We start from the raw sequence: 15,236 nt of genomic DNA on the forward strand, positions 1-15,236 counted from the left end.
TATGGCAACCAGACCTTCAGCCGTTGTTATTGGGGCAGGCGCTTCGGGTATGGTGTCGGCGTTGTTACTTGCCATGCATGGCTATCGTGTTTCACTCGTCGAGCGGGCCAAAGAACCGGGCGTCACCCTGCGAGGCTTTCTGAAAAGCCGCGTCTATTTTGACAGCGGCGTTCACTTTGTCGGTGAAATGTCACCACACGGTGTATTAAACGCCTATCTGCGCTACCTGGGCATACGCGATCTGCCCAGCATCGAGTTTGATCGTAACTGCTTTGAAACCGTACGTTTTTCCGATCGCGGGGACTTTTCGCTGGCCGCCAATTACGACAAAATGCTGACCGGACTCTGTGCCGATTTTCCGGCAGAAAAAGAGGGAATTCGCCGCTATATGGCCGATGTTAAGGCCGCGTATTATTCGTCGGCCTTTCACACTCTGGAAGGTTCCCCCGTCAGGGACGAAACAGATTCTCGATGGCATATACCGTTACAGGACTATATCGCCGGTTATACCCGCGATCCCTGGTTACAGACCCTGCTGGCGATTCCCTGCCTGTACCACGGTGTTTCTCCTGAAAACGTCTCCTTCCTGCAGCACGCCCGCGTGGCGGGGACGCATTTTGACGGCGTCCGTACCTTTGCACAGGGTGGGTTGTCGCTGGTGAAAGCGTTCGAACAACGCCTTGCGGAAGAAGATGTTGCGCTGCATTGCAATCGTAGCGTTGTGCAGATCCACTGCAAATCCGACGGTACGCTGAGCGAGGTTGAGCTGGATAATGGCGAGCGTCTGGGCTGCTCTACGGTTATTTACACCGGGCACCCCTGTTTTCTGCCGCAGATGCTGCCAGAAAAAGCGCTGCGTCCGACGGCATTGAATCGCATGCATCAGCTCTACGATGGGATGTCGGCACACCTGCTGTATCTTTCCGGTGGAACCGAGCCGCCGCCGCTGCTGGATAAAAAGAATATCCTTTACTGTCAGCACGCCCGGTCATTTACCGAGGCTTTTAAGCTCCATCATCGGGGCACTGAGGGGCCGTTTTACATTATGCCGGGCCCGTCGGTGCTTAACCGCGACAGTGGGCTGTTTAATTCCGTTGATTTTGTCGCGGCGATCCCCTGCGACCCAACGGAATACCGTGCTTTTTACGGTACCGGCAGCGGCAAGCGCCCCTCCGCCTACCGGACGCAGAAAAAACAGCGTCTCAAAGAGCTTTACGCCTCACTATGCCGTTCTGTACCAGAAATCGAGGGATTGAGGCTGGTGGACGGTGCCACTCCCGCGACATTACAAAAGTATCTCTACTCGCCGGGCGCCGGAATGTACGGCATAGCACACGACATGACGCAGTTTAATCCTCTGCCGGTGACACGCGTTGCAGGCCTGTATGTTGCTGGCCAGGCGGTTACCGGCCCTGGGGTGATGGGCGCGACGATTTCAGCGTTTCTCGCCTGTGGCTATCTGCTGGGTCACCAGAATCTACTGAACGGAGTCAGAACATGCCGTTAAGAAGAGTCGTTATCACTGGCGTTGGGGCCGTATCTCCTTTTGGCGCTGGCGCTGAGAAAATGATGGCAGCATTAACCCATGGCGAATCGGGAATCAGCCGTTTGCCGCAGTACGACTACAGCGATACGCAGGAAGTTCCGCGAGTTGCCGGGCGTGTCCCGCAGCTGGACATATCGAGTATTCCACGCCGCTATCGCCGCACTATGTCGCCGATGTCCTGCTGGAGCCTGCTGGCAGCAGAGGAAGCACTGGCACAGGCGGCCTTTCCTCGCGAACGGCTGTCCGATCCGCGCTTTGGCGTTATCGTGGGTTCAACGATGGGCAGCATTGATACCTGGCGTTCTATTTTTGAAAATTACCTGGTTGCCCGCCAGTTTGCCGCCGTTAAAGCGCGTGATTTCTTTCGAATCATGGGCCATTCCGTCGCGTCAAATCTGGCGCAAGCACTGGATATCACCGGCCGGGTAATGGCCGTGACTTCAGCCTGTGCCTCCAGCGCCCAGTCGATCGGCATGGCCTATGAGGCAATTGCCTGCGGCTTACAGGATGCCATGCTGTGCGGCGGAGCCGATGAATTCCATCCGCTGACTATCGCAACCTTCGATCACATGGCCGCCGCTTCCAGAGGCTTCAATGAGCATCCTCACGCCACGCCGCGCCCGTTTGATCAACATCGTGACGGCGTGGTCTGTGCTGAAGGAGCCGGGATATTGCTGCTGGAATCTCGCTCAAAGGCCCTGGCGCGGGGTGCGACGATTCTGGCCGAAATTACTGGTTTTTCCTCCGCCAGCGATGTGTCGAGTATTGCCAATCCCGATCCGCTACCGCTTCGCCGCTGCATGCAGCAGGCACTGGATCATGCCCAGCTCCCGGTAGATGCCCTGAGCTACATTAACGCCCATGCCACCGGCACACGGTTAGGCGATATCGCCGAGAGCGAGGCGATTGCCGGGCTGTGCGGAAAGCTGGTGCCGGTATCCAGCCTGAAGGGACATTTGGGGCACACCATGGCAGCCAGCGGTGCACTGGAGCTTATCGCCTGCATCGGCATGCTGCAGCAGGAGGTACTGATCCCTACACGCAATCTTGATAATCCCGATGAGCGATGCGACAGCATTCGCCACGTCAGCGGGATTACCAGTACGCCGGTACAGCACGTACTGAAAAACAGTTTTGCCCTTGGGGGCATTATTTCAACGCTGATATTAAGGAAAATATGATGGACAAGAACGCACTGAAGGAAAAAGTTAATCAGATCCTGGCTGAAGAATTCGAACTGGAGCTGAGCGATCTGCAGCCCGAAGCGAAGTTGTACGAAGATCTGGGGCTGGACAGCCTTGATGCCGTTGACATGGTCGTGGCTTTCGAAAAAGCGTTTGCTATCAATATTGGTAAAAATACCGAACTGGTGAGCATCAAAACGCTGGGTGAACTTCAAGAGTTTATCTTAAAAACGTCCATTGCCCAGGCCGTCTGAATATTACGAGGAGCACGGATGACATTCCCCTTATCGGCGCGGAGCCTGATCCCTCATCGCGAAGGAATGTGTTGTATCGACAGTATTCTCAGTGTCGAGGGACCGCAGGTGCAGGCATCCGTAAAACTGCACGCCGATCATCTGTTATTAGATGAAAACGGTACGTTCGATCGCTGTGGTTATATCGAACTTGCGGCTCAGGCAGCCTGTGCATTAAAGGGTGTTGATGCCGTCAAAGGCCGGGAGTCTGCCACTGCACTGCTGGCCTCGGTCAATAATTTTCAGCTCTTTGACGATGCAGGAACGAGAGAAACGCTGCTGATTTCTGTTGCCATCACCACTGAACTTGCTGACCTGTCCATGCTGGAATTCAGCGTTTCCTGTGGGCAACGTTTACTGGCCAGAGGAGAGTTAAAAGTGTTTTATCAGGCAGATAATTAGGAGTATCACCGCACAATGACCACTGCTATTTTTCACCGGGGAAGCCGTATCGCCGTGCTGTTAATTCACGGACTTACCGGTACGCCAAAGGAGATGGACTCCATCGCGATGCGTCTGCACCGCTATGGATTTACCGTGTCCATTCCCGTGCTGCCGGGCCACTGCTCAGATATGAACGCGTTGTTGAAAACAACTCGGCTGGACTGGCTGCGGGAAATCGCCGCAGAATATAAGCGGCTGACGGACGAAGGCTATCAGGTTTTCGCCGGTGGCCTGTCTGCCGGAGCATCAATGGGGATTATTCTTGCTCATCATTTTCCGGATATGCGCGGGCTGGCGCTCTACGCCATCACGCTAAAATGTAACGGCTGGGCGGTATCAAAGTTCTCATTTATGCTGCCGCTGTTGCTTAAAATCCCGCTGTTCCGCAACAACTATCACTTTCAGGAAGCGCCGCCGTACGGCATTAAAAACGAGCAGCTGCGCGAGCGTATCGTGTTGAAACTGCAAAGCGGCGACAGTTCGGCCGCCGGTCACACCAACACACCCGGAGTGATGCTGCGCGAAGTGCTGCGCCTTGCCGGAGAGGCAAAAAAAGTGATGCCTGCAACCCGAGTGCCGGCTCTGTTAATCCACGCGCGTGAGGACGACGTGACGGATATTTCCAATTCCCGCTACGTGGAGCGGCACTACGGTGGTAAAACCGAATTTATCCAGCTGGAGGAAAGTTATCATCTGGTGACCATCGATCAGGAGCGTCAGCAGGTTGCAGAAGCCACCGCGCGTTTCTTTTATCAGCAGCTGGACGATCGCGAACGTCAACTGCTTGCCGCATCCGCGCGCAAGAAAATTCCGGGTATTGAATCGCAGCCGGAACCGGGAGGGAATCTGAAAAAGTAAGCAGCCGGGCTGCTTTCAGCGATCGTCAGCAGCGGCGCCTGTGCTATCATCCCGGTCAGTGTGCCGTTTCAGCAAGCGGTCCAACACTCTTTCAACCCTTCAAAGGTATGCAGCCGTGAATAAAAGAGCGATAGCCCCTACCGTTATCTTTATTGCCGCAATGGCGTTTTTGGTATGGTTTATCGCTTCCGGCGCGGCGATGCCCGGCAGTCAGTAAGCGGGTTCTGTAAACTGGTTGGACCAATATTGAATGGCACAAATCTGATAACGCCATTAATTAACACAATATATCCGCGTTGATACCTGTACGTATTGATCATTGCGAGTATAAATTGCATAATTTTTTCATCTGTAATTATGCACTTCTGAATACGTTTACGCTTTTTTTACCAAATAAAGTCGATTGGCTCCGGCACTTAGCTGGCGACTCACAACACTGATGTTTATCAGGCGCAGATTGACCCGCTACCAGGAAAAAAATCTATGTCCGAAAACTTGATTAAACGTATTTCAACGGCGCTGGGGTCGGAAAAAACGCTGGAAGGATTTGTGCGCCAGCTGCTGGAAATGCTCGAACTGGTTACCGATATGGAATCAACCTACCTGACGCATATTGATGACGCCGAAGGGCTTCAGCATATCCTGTACGCCCGCAACACGCAGAAAATGCAGATCCCCGAAGGACTGTCGGTGCCGTGGCAGGATACGTTGTGCAAACGCGCGATGGAAGATGGCCGCAGTTTCACCAACGATGTGCCCGGCGTCTGGCCCGATTCCGAAGCCGCCAAAGCGCTCGGTATCACCACCTATCTCAGCACACCGATTATGCTGGACGACGGCATGCTGTACGGCACCCTGTGTGCTGCCAGTGCGCAAAGCCACCCACTGTCGGGGCGTGCGGAACAGATCATCCATCTGTTTGCCGAGCTGATCGGCCAGTACATCCGTAAAGAACAGCTGCTGCAGGAGCTGCGCGAAGCGAACGACGCGCTGACCGCCGTCAGCATGACCGATGAACTGACCGGGCTCCCCAATCGCCGCTCGGTGTTCAACTATCTGCCAAAACTGTTTGCCACGGCGGCAATAGAGGAACGATCGGTGCTGGTTGCCTTTGTCGATCTCGACGGTTTTAAGGCCATTAACGACAGCTACGGCCATGAAAGCGGCGATCGTTTTCTACAGTCGATAGCGCAACGGTTGCGCCAGTTTGCAGAGCACGAAGATATCATCGGCCGTCTGGGCGGGGATGAATTTATCATTGCCAGTCTGGGACCGCCGCTCGACACCGTCAGCGACGATCACGTGCAGACGTTTAAAGCCCAGCTGGCTGAGAAACTGACAGGAAGGTATGAGTTGCGCGGCAATCCGATTGATTATGGCGGGGCCAGTCTGGGCGTCATCGCGGCGAATCCGCTGGCCTGTACGCCGGACCTGGCGATGCACGATGCGGACAGCTGCATGTATCAGGATAAAATACGCCGCAGGCATGTACAGCATTAAAAAAAACCGGCGGCAAATTGCCGCCGGCTGAGCCCGGACTTCTGACTCAAGGCACTGACAGAATCACTGCAGGCGTTCGGCAATCGGTTTAACCACATTGACGCCGTTACGTCCGTAAAATTGATACAGCGTGTCCGATGCCGACTGGGTCAGCACCATAATCTCGATTCGTCGGTTGCGGGCCGACAGCGGGTTACCCGGGTCCAGCAGCATGCGATCCGCCATCGCGTTCACCTGAAGTACCCGCTTCGCCTCCAGTCCCCCCTTCTCCAGCACCGTTCTGGCCGCCAGTGCGCGATCGCCGGACAGATTCCAGTTGTTGTATCCGGCGTTGTCGCGGTAGTTAGCCGCATCGGTGTGGCCGTTGATGATCACCTTGTTATCAATGCGATTAAAGACCGGGGCCAGCTCGCTCAGCAGACGAGTAAAGAAAGGAGTCATCTGTGCACTACCGCGTTCGAACATCACCCGATCGTCGTCATCCTGCAGCAGAATGCGCAGACCCTGCGGGACTTTTTCCAGCGATAGATTACCCTGCGCATTTAACTCTGCCGTGATACGGGCTATCGCCTCGCCCAGTTCATTCAGCTCGCGATCCGAACGCGACAATACATTTTCCAGCGACTCCGGCTGCGACGGTTCCTGCCCAGTGGGTTCGATCTCCTCGGCGGCTTGCACAGGCAGGCTGGTCATAATGGGCGCAGGACCGACAATCGCTGCCGGATCGCTAATCGGACTGAATACTGTGCCGTCAAAAATCGAGGTACCGTTCAGGTTAGCAACAATCTCCTCCCGCTCCTCTTTTGACACCGCGCCTACAATCCACAGCACCATAAACAGCGCCATCATCGCCAGCGTAAAGTCAGCGAAGGCTACCTTCCACGCACCGGTATGCACTCCATGATGGGCCTTTTTGCCACCGCGCTTAATAATGGTGGTATGCGCTCCCCTCTTCACTCTTCAGTCTCGTTCATGGCGTTCACCCAGCCGTCCAGCGTGGCAAAGGTCGGCTTGCTCTCCAGCGACAGCAACTTGCGTCCGGCGTCAACAGCCAACAGGGTGGGTTTACCGGCCACGTGGCTGACCAACACGGTGCGGATACAGAAGAAAATGGTCATGCGTTTGCGCATGCACTGCTCCATCGCGTTAGACAGCGGGTCCATCAGGCAATAACAGAAGAATACCCCGAGGAAAGTCCCCACCAGTGCGGCGGCCACCTTCAGACCGATCAACGCAATCGAGCCGTCAATCGACTGCATGGTAATAATGATCCCCAGTACCGCCGCACAGATACCGAATCCCGGCATCGCTTCCGCTGTACGCTGTAGCGAGCGCGAAGGCACCAGCATCTCCTCTTCCACCGCTTCTATTTCTGCTTCCAGCAACCCTTCCATTTCATGCTCGTTAATTTTTCCCATAGCCATCAGCCGGAAGTTGTCGGAAATAAAAGTAATAAAGTCCCGGTTCTTTAAGATCAGCGGGTACTTCTGAAACAGTGAACTGTTTTCCGGTATATCAATATGCTCATCCAACGCCTTCAGGCCGCCATCCTGTACCAGCTCCAGCAGTTCGTACATCAGCATTAAAAGCTGACGCTGAAATTCCGCATTCTGCTCATCTTTTCCTATGGCAGATTTAATCTGCACCCACATAGTTTTTAATACATGCTTCGGGTTGGCAATAACCATCGCCCCCACTCCGGCCCCGAGAATAATAATTAATTCCCCGGGCTGCCAGAATGCTGAAATACGTCCGCCGGACATCATGTAGCCGCCAACTACGCAGCCCAAAACCACGATTAATCCCAATAGTTTCTGCATTTTCTTTTCCTTTAAAAAAAGGCTTTAATTTTTTCACTTATCTTTTTATTCAGCTGGCAAACCCGCGCTTCGGTTAAATCAAGAACTAAAGCGATCTCTTTCAGGCTGATCCCCTGCTGGTAATAAAGATTGAGAATGATACGTTCGCGCTCATCAAGGCTGGTTAACGCCAGCGTCAGCGTTCGCTGGATATTCACCTCGTCTTCCAGCTCGCGTCCGGCGAACGAAGTAGTTTGACCACTACCCTCGGCGGAGAGGATCTCATCCAGGCTTTCCAGAGCACAGGCCGAGTCCAGCTGCTGATGTTCCAGCCACGCCTCGGGGCTCAGTTCAAGCTGCTGACAGATTTCTTCATCCGTCGGTTCTCGTCCCAGGCTGCGGGTGATAGCGCGAATGCCGTCATTGATTTTGTGCGTTTTCTGCCGCAGCGTACGAGGGCGCCAGTCGTGTAAACGGAACTGATCGAGCACCGCGCCGCGCACGCGCTGCATGGCGTAGCCCGCAAACTGTTCGTCCGGCTGACCGTAGCGCCGCAGCGATTCCAGCAGCCCCATCAGCGCCACCTGCTCAATATCTTCACGATCCATTATGCCGTTAGCCTGTGGCGACAGCTGACGAACGACTTTCTTCACCAGAGGCAGCCACTGCTGTATAAAGCGACTCTCTTCGACGGGTGACAGCGCCGTTATATCAGTAAAAGTGCTCATGGCGGTTCATCACTGGAAGACCATTTTAGAAATGGTCACGTCGTCAAAAGGAATGGTGACATTGATGTTATGGAAAGCGGACTGATAGCGTTCCATCATCAGCGACCGGAGTTCCATCACCGCCATACCGCGCACCTCGCTGTAGTCCATTGAAGTCAGCACATCCACCGCGATACCTTTAATTTTCGGCAACAGACTTTCCGCCCTTTTCGACTGTGCTTCATCGTGCGTAGTCAGTGCCAAATCCAGCAACAGATAGCGTTCTTTAACGCCGTTGCTTTTCAGGGTGATGACCAGGTTTTTAATTTCAACAAACTGCAGATTTTTCTTATCATTTGCCGGTTTTGAAGAAAGGAAAGAACCGCTTTCGCTGTTATCAGATTTATTATCCAGATACCTTGAGCCGGCCAGAACCAGCAGCGCGGTGATAATTGCCGCGATCAGCATCAGAATAAAATTCAGTATTAACGTCTTTATATTCATAATTAAACCATTGTCAGTATTGTGCCGTCGGTGCCATGCTGCTGCGGGGTCACCTCTTCGTTATTATTTGCAATCGCCGTTTCCGGCCGATCGCGGTGTCGATGTTGATGGCGGCTATCACCGCTCTGGGTCGACACCTGTACGTTCACCTGAACGTTGTTCTGCTCACTGAGACTGGCGCGCATTTCATGGCTGACCTGCTGCAGTAAGCGAGTAACTTCAGGCTGTGCTGCCTGAATCTGAACCAGCAGTTTTCCCGACTCGAAATGGATCGAAATATCCATCTTCCCCAGGTTAGGGGGATCGAGGCGGATCGTCGCCTTCTGAACGCGCCTGTCGATCTGCATTTCCAGCCGTTCAGCCAGCGCCTTTTGCAGCGCTTCCGCCTGCTGCTCGGGGGCGGCCGGTAAAGTGATAGTCGGCAGTTTTGCGCCGTTTACCTCCCCTTTCAGCAGCGTATTGACCAGCGGTGGAGCAGTAGGTAGCAGCGTGCTTTCCGCTACGGAAGGCTCGCGATTTACACGCAGCATCTGTTGCACTGATTGACTGACCAGCAGCGCATCGGCCGGCGTTACCAGCTTTTTCGGTGTGTTATGCATGGCAAACTCCGCCGTATCCGCTTCTGAGCCTGCGGTTTGCACCGCCGAGGACTGCATGACGAATGCCGGCATCGCCGTCATGGCGCCGCGGCCCGCCGCCGCGAGTGGCGTCACCGGGGCCTCCCCTGGCAACGACGACACTTTCATTTCCGTCTGCGGCACACCGCTTAACGGGCTGCCTGCAGCCAGCAGGCTGTTTCTCAGCAGTTCGGCGCTCTCCGCCTGTGGGTTCAGCGCTGAAATATCGCCGCCGTCGTGTGGCGAAACGGCTGCCGCAACACGCACAGAGAGAGCCGCTGCCTCTTCCGGAGTCTGCCCAACCGAAGCCGCCAGCAGCAGATCCAGCAGCTGCTGGGGATCGCTGTCGGCGGCCTGGGTCTCCTCATCAGCCGGCGGCACGGCGATCTCCCCCTGCGGCTGGAACGACGGCATGGCCATCGGCGGCAGGCTCCCTGCCAGCGACCGGCCTGGCAGGGCTGAAGTAGCAGGCTGTGGCGCGATGCCGGTCAACGGCGTGCCGGCCAGCATTGATGCGCCCGCAGAGGCAGAGATCGTTGACATTATTCATTCTCCTCATGGCTTTCCGAGAACAGCGCATAGGCCTGCAGCCGTTCCTGGTTTTGCTGAAACTGCTGAATTTTCATTTGCAGCAGGTCATGCTGTTCACGGCAGGTTTTGGCTACCCGCAGGTGGCTGCGGCGAAGCTGATCCAGATCGCCACGCAGCGCATCCTGCAATCCCTGTTCACGAATCGCGACCAGTAGCTGGCTAATCCGCGCGTCAATGCGGCGGATCTCATCCCAGCTTTCGTCAGCCGCCGCCTGTTCCAGCGCCTGCCCCAGTTGAAGAATGCGCTGATCCATCACGCCCCCATCCCTTCCCAGCCTTCCTGGATATTGCGCAGAATGGTCTCCACCTCGGCTATCTGCTCTACGGAAAGGTGGTGGCTGGCGTCATACAGGCGGTACACGCAGTAGTCGTAAAGCCCGGCCAGACGCAGGGCCAGTTCGCCACCGCGCTCGTAGTCGAGGGCGCTGGTTAATGCGTTGAGAATATCGATGCATTTGTTGATGCTCTCCGCCTTGCGCTCAAAGCGACGTGCCTGGATATGGCCTTTAGCGCGAGTCAGCTCATCCATCAGACCGCTGAACAGCATCACCACCAGCTGATGCGGGGTGGCGGCGGCGGTGCGGATCGCCAGATCGGCATCCTGATACTGCGAAAAGTCGTTAGAATTTCCGTACATAACTGTCTGTCAAACTCCTAGAAGAATTGCCCCATCGTCTGGTTCATTTGCGCGATGATGGTTTTCATATTGGTGAATTCCTTCACGTAACGATTGAAGGTGGTCTCGTAGCGTGTCTGGATCTGCGCGTCCTTGCGGCTCAGCTGTTCGCTTTTGCGGTCCAGACTTTCCTGGCGTTGCTTCAGCGTGCCTTTGGTACCGCTAAGAAAGGTATCCAGCGCCTCTTTTTCTACCCGTTTCAGCAGGCCGCTGTTGCCGTCGAACAGGGCATTGAACGCATCCGGTTTCTCTTTCAGCGCCTCTTCGAACTGCTTGCCGTCCAGCTTCAGCTGGCCTGATTTGTCCGGGGTGATGCCGAAATCCGCCAGCTTCGCGCCGTTGAATTCGGTGCGCAGCAGGGAATTCAGCTTGCTTTCCAGCGCGTTGATCCCGGAATCCCCGGCCAGGGCGCCACGTGCCACGGTTCCGTCGCTGTTGCCGCTTTTGGTCAGCTCGTCCAGCTGCTTACGCAGCTTGTTGTAGGCATCAACAAAGGTATTGGCCTGTTCGCGGGTACCGGCCGCATCGTTATCAACGTTGATAATCAGCGGCTCATCGTCGGCGGTTTTGCGGATCACCGTCAGCTCTACCCCGGGAATGGTGTCCTTAAAGGTATTGGTGCTGCTGGTGAAGGTCATCGCGCCGTCGCCCATGGTGATCACCGCATCCTTCGCCGTTGAAATCTGCGTGGCCTGAGTGGTCAGCTGACCGTGCAGCGCGGCATCGTCGGCGGTCAGGGTGACGGCGTTGTCAGCCCCGGTTTTATCGCTGCTGATCATCAGAATGTTCTTGCCGTTCTGCTTCACCAGCGACGCCGTTGCGCCCGAGTTGCCGCTGTCCACGTTGATTTTGTCGCGCAGTTCCGCCAGGTTGCTGACGGAGGACATATCAATATCGATCTCTTTCTCGCCAATGCTGATTTTCAGGTTGCCGCTGGCGGCGGCGATATCCGCATCGGTCAGGCTTTCGAACGCTTTCTGATCGGCACTGGCCGTCTCTTTGACGTTGATGTTGTACAGCCCTTTTTTTGCGCTGCTGCTGGCACTGAGCGAGACGTACCCTTCCTGACTGGCAGTGGCGCTGTTTTTCACCATGCCGCCGCTGCTGCCGCTCACGGCAAGCCCTTTCAGCGCCGACTGAAAATCGGTAAGCGCGGTCTTCAGCGTGGTCAGCGCTTTCTGCTGCTCTGAAACCCGGTTCTGCTGATTTTTCAGCTGCGACTGCTGCGCGCTGATGCTGGCCATCGCCAGCTGCTGGGAGATAGTTTGCGGATCGAAACTGTCTAGCCAACTCATAGTTGCCTCTCTTCGCCAGCTCTGCGACTGACGTCAATGAAATCGTGTTTATACGCAGTTAATAGCAAATCGTGTGCCAATTTTTAAAGTTGTTATTTTTCATAATGTTAAATTAAAGGAAGGAAATATTATTTCCGCAAAAAGCGGTAAAGAATTTCCGCCAGAGGAAACAAAAACACCGCTACGTGAGCGGTGTTTTTGATAATCAGAAAGGGGATTAACCCAGCATGCCCAGAACCATCTGGCTCATGCCGTTAGCCTGCTTCAGCATCGCCTGGCTTGACTGCGTCAGCATCTGGTTACGCGTCATATTCGTGGCTTCGGTTGCGAAGTCCGCATCACGAATGATGCCCAGGTTAACGTTGGTGTTGTCCTGCATGTTGGCCAGGTTAGCCGCAGTGTGGCCCAGACGGTTAATGTTGGCACCCAGAGAAGAACGCATTGAACCCACTTCTTTAATGGCGGTGTTCAGTTCGTTAATTGCCGTGTTACCACCGGTTGCCGAGCTCAGGTCAGAACTGAGCAGCGTTTTCAGTGAATCGGTCACTTTGGTCATATCTGCACCGAAGTTCACTTTCAGCGTTTCGTCGGTGCTGGAACCAATCTGGAACTGCATTTCCTGGGCCATCTTGCCGGAAACGCTACCGCTTATGGAAGAGAGCAGTTTCTCGGTGCCATAAGAGGTGTTGCTCATGATGTTTTCCAGCTCTGAGTTCAGCTCACCGAATTCAGAGGTGATCGCCGCACGGTCGTCACTGCTGTTGGTGTCATCCGCAGCCTGGGTAGCCAGATCTTTCATGCGGTACAGGATGTTGTTCACTTCATCAAATGCACCTTCTGCGGTCTGCATCATCGCAGTTGCTTTGGCGATGTTCTGCTTGGCCACGCCCATACCGTTTGACTGCGCCTGCAGACGGGTTGCGATTTGCAGGCCCGCTGCGTCATCGGCCGCTGAGTTGATGCGCTTGCCGGTGCCCAGGCGCTGCATCGCAACGTTCAGGCTGCCGGTGGCTTTGTTCATTGCGTTGGTCGAGCTCATTGAGGCGGCGTTGGTGAAAATAGAAAGTGCCATTATTTTTTCTCCTCGAGGAATCACCGTGATTCCGTTTCCAGTACTAGAGATAAGCGGCAGGCCTGCGGGGATAATTAAGCGTGAGAGGAAAAATAATTGAAAAAAGTCGAAATCATTAGCTTATTTCAGTAAAAACATGATGTTGTCGATCCCGCCGGGGCCAGTGACGGCCCCGAAACAGGATCAGGCCGCCGCCAGTACGTTACGAACCCGCGCGCCCTGCACGTTGGCCTGGCCCGCCAGCGCCTGTGATACGCCGCTAAAACCAGTCTTGCGCAGCTGGGCGGCAACGTCTTCCGCCGCCCGCAACGCCGAAGACGGACCGCTGAAGGTTGCCATACTGTCAATCCGTTGCTGAACCCGACCGCGAATTCCCTGTAGCGTACGGCGCTGGCGGGTGACGGTTTCCAGCGACTGCTCAAAACTGCCGAGCAGCGCACTGCCGCTGCCGGGTGCACGCACCAGCTGCTGCAACGTCTCCTCCAGCCCGCTTTCCACCTGCGGCTTCAACGGGTAAAACTGTCCCTGCGGATAGCGTTCACCGCTGCCCTGCACGCTGAGATGCTGGCTGACCTCCGGCCAGCGCTGCTCGCCCACTTCAAAATTCAGCTGGCCGCCGCTGAGCTGGCCATGAATACCCCACTTACCCAGCGCCTGATTCAGCCGTAGCAGGTTTTGCTGCGGCGAGCTGCCGTCCAGCTCCGCCGCGCTGATGGCGCGCTGGCGACCCGCGAGGGAAAATGTCAGCACTTCCGGGCGTTCATCATGCAGCAGCGCCGCGCCGTCCTGCAGGCTGAAATTGACCGTTGGCTGGCTTTGCAGGCTGAGCTGAAGCTGGCGATCGATCGTGCCGCCGGAAAGCGATTCACGCTTTGCCAGCAGCTGTTGCAGGTTCTCCGCCTGCTTCACCACCTCACCCGCCGCGCCGCGCCGGGCAATCAGGTGGTTAAGCTGCAGCAGCTGTTTTTCGGTCTCCAGCAGGAAGCCGTCCGCCTGCTGCACGGCGGTAAGCTGCTGGTTAAGCTGCACGTTATAGCGCAGCGGTTCCGAGGAGATTAACGGACGATCGGGATACGCCGCTGCCGCCGCTTTCTGCGCGGACTGAGCAACCGGACTGACGGCCGCTGCCGCCGATGAACGGGTTGTAAGCTCGGCTTTCCCGGCGGCGGCAGCGGTGCTGAGCGTTGTCGGGGCTGCTGCCCCGGAACGAGGATTTACCTGGATCATGTGGCTGTCTTAAATCAGTGAGAACAGCGAAAGCTGTTGGATTTTAGTGTAGCTTTTCTGCGCGCCGACCGTGGCGTTGTACAGGCTGCTCAGTTCAATGCTCGCCTCATACATATCCAGCTGCGTCAGGCTTCTCATCACCGTATCGGTCACCACGTTATTGTCTTCGTGGATATCCTTCAGCAGACTCAGCCGGTTCTGCCGACCACCCAGCTCGGTATACAGTGCGCCGACCTTGCCGTGCGTCTCCTCAATAGCGTTAAATGCCGCCTGCATATCCCCGAAGTAGTCCACAGGAGCCAGCGTGCCGTCCTGCATTTTCGTCACCACCTGCTGCAGGCTATTCAGCGTGGCAAGATCGTCACCGAAAGCCGCGGCCAGTGCCGTGGTGACCTGGATTTCCTGTCCGCTGGAAACCAGCGTGCTGGCGGTGTCATCGTTGCCCTGATAAGACCAGGTTTTACTCTCTTCATCAAATACCATCGGCTGCTGGCCGGTTTTGGTACCGGAATAGAGGTAGCGACCGTCCTCGTCGCGCGTATTCACCAGGGTGACGGTGGCTTCCAGCATCGATTCCAGCTCTTTGCCGTAGGCGCTGATTTCCTCCACCGACAGCGTACCGCCCATCGCCTCCTGGAGCTTATCTTTCATCGCCAGCAGTTGCTGCTCGCAGCCCTTGATGCTGCTCTCCTGGGTGGCCAGATTCCCCGATAGACGCTGAATATTGGTCTGATACTGGTTAATTGCTGACTGCTCCCGGCGCAGCCTGGTCAGCTGAGAACTGGCGATCGGATCGTCGGACGGCTTCAGAATGCGCGTTTGCAAACTGATCTTGTTCTGCACGGCAAACAGCTTGCCGTTGTTGCGGTTAAAATTCAGCATGATGCTGTTGGAAAAACTCTGACTGCTGATACGCATAATCG

At 55.5% G+C, this 15,236-nt stretch carries 18 protein-coding genes; 7 read left to right on the forward strand and 11 right to left on the reverse strand.

The annotated features are described in order from the left end of the window. Nucleotide 1: 1 nt before the first annotated feature. From AC07U6_RS11040 to AC07U6_RS11070, 7 genes are all read left to right on the forward strand, one after another. On the forward strand, nucleotides 2-1,507 hold the full coding sequence (locus tag AC07U6_RS11040) for a phytoene desaturase family protein (RefSeq protein WP_494761925.1): 1,506 nt from the start codon (nucleotides 2-4) through the stop codon (nucleotides 1,505-1,507). Next, nucleotides 1,498-2,727 carry a beta-ketoacyl-[acyl-carrier-protein] synthase family protein gene (locus AC07U6_RS11045; RefSeq protein ID WP_494761924.1) on the forward strand — a complete coding sequence of 410 codons (1,230 nt, stop codon included), beginning with the start codon at nucleotides 1,498-1,500 and terminating at the stop codon, nucleotides 2,725-2,727. The genes AC07U6_RS11040 and AC07U6_RS11045 overlap by 10 nt, the downstream gene beginning before the upstream one ends. Continuing rightward, entirely contained in the window at nucleotides 2,724-2,984 is a 261-nt protein-coding gene (locus AC07U6_RS11050; protein ID WP_205065426.1) for an acyl carrier protein, read from the forward strand. Before AC07U6_RS11045 ends, AC07U6_RS11050 begins: the two co-directional genes overlap by 4 nt. Nucleotides 2,985-3,002: 18 nt before the next feature. Beyond that, nucleotides 3,003-3,425: a hotdog family protein gene (locus AC07U6_RS11055; protein ID WP_494761923.1), complete on the forward strand. Its 423-nt coding sequence runs from the start codon at nucleotides 3,003-3,005 to the stop codon at nucleotides 3,423-3,425. Between the two features lie 15 nt (nucleotides 3,426-3,440). Beyond that, nucleotides 3,441-4,325 (forward strand): alpha/beta hydrolase, encoded by an 885-nt coding sequence (locus AC07U6_RS11060; protein ID WP_494761922.1) that lies wholly within the window; start codon nucleotides 3,441-3,443, stop codon nucleotides 4,323-4,325. A 115-nt stretch (nucleotides 4,326-4,440) separates the two neighbouring features. After that, complete coding sequence (locus AC07U6_RS11065) at nucleotides 4,441-4,542, forward strand: YoaK family small membrane protein (protein ID WP_172606533.1); 102 nt, start codon at nucleotides 4,441-4,443, stop codon at nucleotides 4,540-4,542. A gap of 266 nt (nucleotides 4,543-4,808) precedes the next feature. Next, entirely contained in the window at nucleotides 4,809-5,825 is a 1,017-nt protein-coding gene (locus AC07U6_RS11070) for a GGDEF domain-containing protein (RefSeq protein ID WP_494761921.1), read from the forward strand. Nucleotides 5,826-5,888: 63 nt separating this feature from the next. Here the strand turns inward: AC07U6_RS11070 and lafU are convergent, their stop codons facing one another. The 11 genes from lafU to flgL all read right to left on the reverse strand — a co-directional run bounded on the left by lafU (nucleotide 5,889) and on the right by flgL (nucleotide 15,231). Beyond that, nucleotides 5,889-6,782: a putative lateral flagellar export/assembly protein LafU gene (lafU, locus tag AC07U6_RS11075; protein WP_494761920.1), complete on the reverse strand. Its 894-nt coding sequence runs from the start codon at nucleotides 6,780-6,782 to the stop codon at nucleotides 5,889-5,891. Beyond that, on the reverse strand, nucleotides 6,779-7,645 hold the full coding sequence (gene motA, locus AC07U6_RS11080; protein WP_494761919.1) for a flagellar motor stator protein MotA: 867 nt from the start codon (nucleotides 7,643-7,645) through the stop codon (nucleotides 6,779-6,781). The genes lafU and motA overlap by 4 nt, the downstream gene beginning before the upstream one ends. Before the next feature lie 11 nt (nucleotides 7,646-7,656). Beyond that, on the reverse strand, nucleotides 7,657-8,352 hold the full coding sequence (locus tag AC07U6_RS11085; protein ID WP_494761918.1) for a FliA/WhiG family RNA polymerase sigma factor: 696 nt from the start codon (nucleotides 8,350-8,352) through the stop codon (nucleotides 7,657-7,659). 9 nt (nucleotides 8,353-8,361) lie between these two features. Next, the gene (locus AC07U6_RS11090) at nucleotides 8,362-8,835 is read right to left on the reverse strand and encodes a flagellar basal body-associated FliL family protein (protein WP_494761917.1); all 474 of its coding nucleotides are present in this window, start codon (nucleotides 8,833-8,835) and stop codon (nucleotides 8,362-8,364) included. A 2-nt stretch (nucleotides 8,836-8,837) separates the two neighbouring features. Next, entirely contained in the window at nucleotides 8,838-9,995 is a 1,158-nt protein-coding gene (locus tag AC07U6_RS11095) for a flagellar hook-length control protein FliK (RefSeq protein WP_494761916.1), read from the reverse strand. Further along, nucleotides 9,995-10,297: a hypothetical protein gene (locus AC07U6_RS11100; RefSeq protein ID WP_494761915.1), complete on the reverse strand. Its 303-nt coding sequence runs from the start codon at nucleotides 10,295-10,297 to the stop codon at nucleotides 9,995-9,997. The genes AC07U6_RS11095 and AC07U6_RS11100 overlap by 1 nt, the downstream gene beginning before the upstream one ends. Continuing rightward, on the reverse strand, nucleotides 10,297-10,680 hold the full coding sequence (gene fliS / locus AC07U6_RS11105) for a flagellar export chaperone FliS (protein ID WP_494761914.1): 384 nt from the start codon (nucleotides 10,678-10,680) through the stop codon (nucleotides 10,297-10,299). The genes AC07U6_RS11100 and fliS overlap by 1 nt, the downstream gene beginning before the upstream one ends. A 17-nt stretch (nucleotides 10,681-10,697) precedes the next feature. Next, nucleotides 10,698-12,014 (reverse strand): flagellar filament capping protein FliD, encoded by a 1,317-nt coding sequence (gene fliD, locus AC07U6_RS11110; RefSeq protein ID WP_494761913.1) that lies wholly within the window; start codon nucleotides 12,012-12,014, stop codon nucleotides 10,698-10,700. Between the two features lie 217 nt (nucleotides 12,015-12,231). Further along, nucleotides 12,232-13,086, reverse strand: coding sequence for a flagellin N-terminal helical domain-containing protein (locus AC07U6_RS11115; protein WP_494761912.1), 855 nt, complete (start codon nucleotides 13,084-13,086; stop codon nucleotides 12,232-12,234). A gap of 183 nt (nucleotides 13,087-13,269) precedes the next feature. Further along, nucleotides 13,270-14,313 (reverse strand): hypothetical protein, encoded by a 1,044-nt coding sequence (locus tag AC07U6_RS11120; RefSeq protein WP_494761911.1) that lies wholly within the window; start codon nucleotides 14,311-14,313, stop codon nucleotides 13,270-13,272. Nucleotides 14,314-14,322: 9 nt separating this feature from the next. Further along, nucleotides 14,323-15,231, reverse strand: a complete 909-nt coding sequence (flgL, locus tag AC07U6_RS11125; RefSeq protein ID WP_494761910.1) for a flagellar hook-associated protein FlgL — start codon at nucleotides 15,229-15,231, stop codon at nucleotides 14,323-14,325. Between the last annotated feature and the right edge of the window lie 5 nt (nucleotides 15,232-15,236).

The sequence above is a fragment of the Erwinia sp. GW821-FHT03D09 genome (assembly GCF_059420805.1).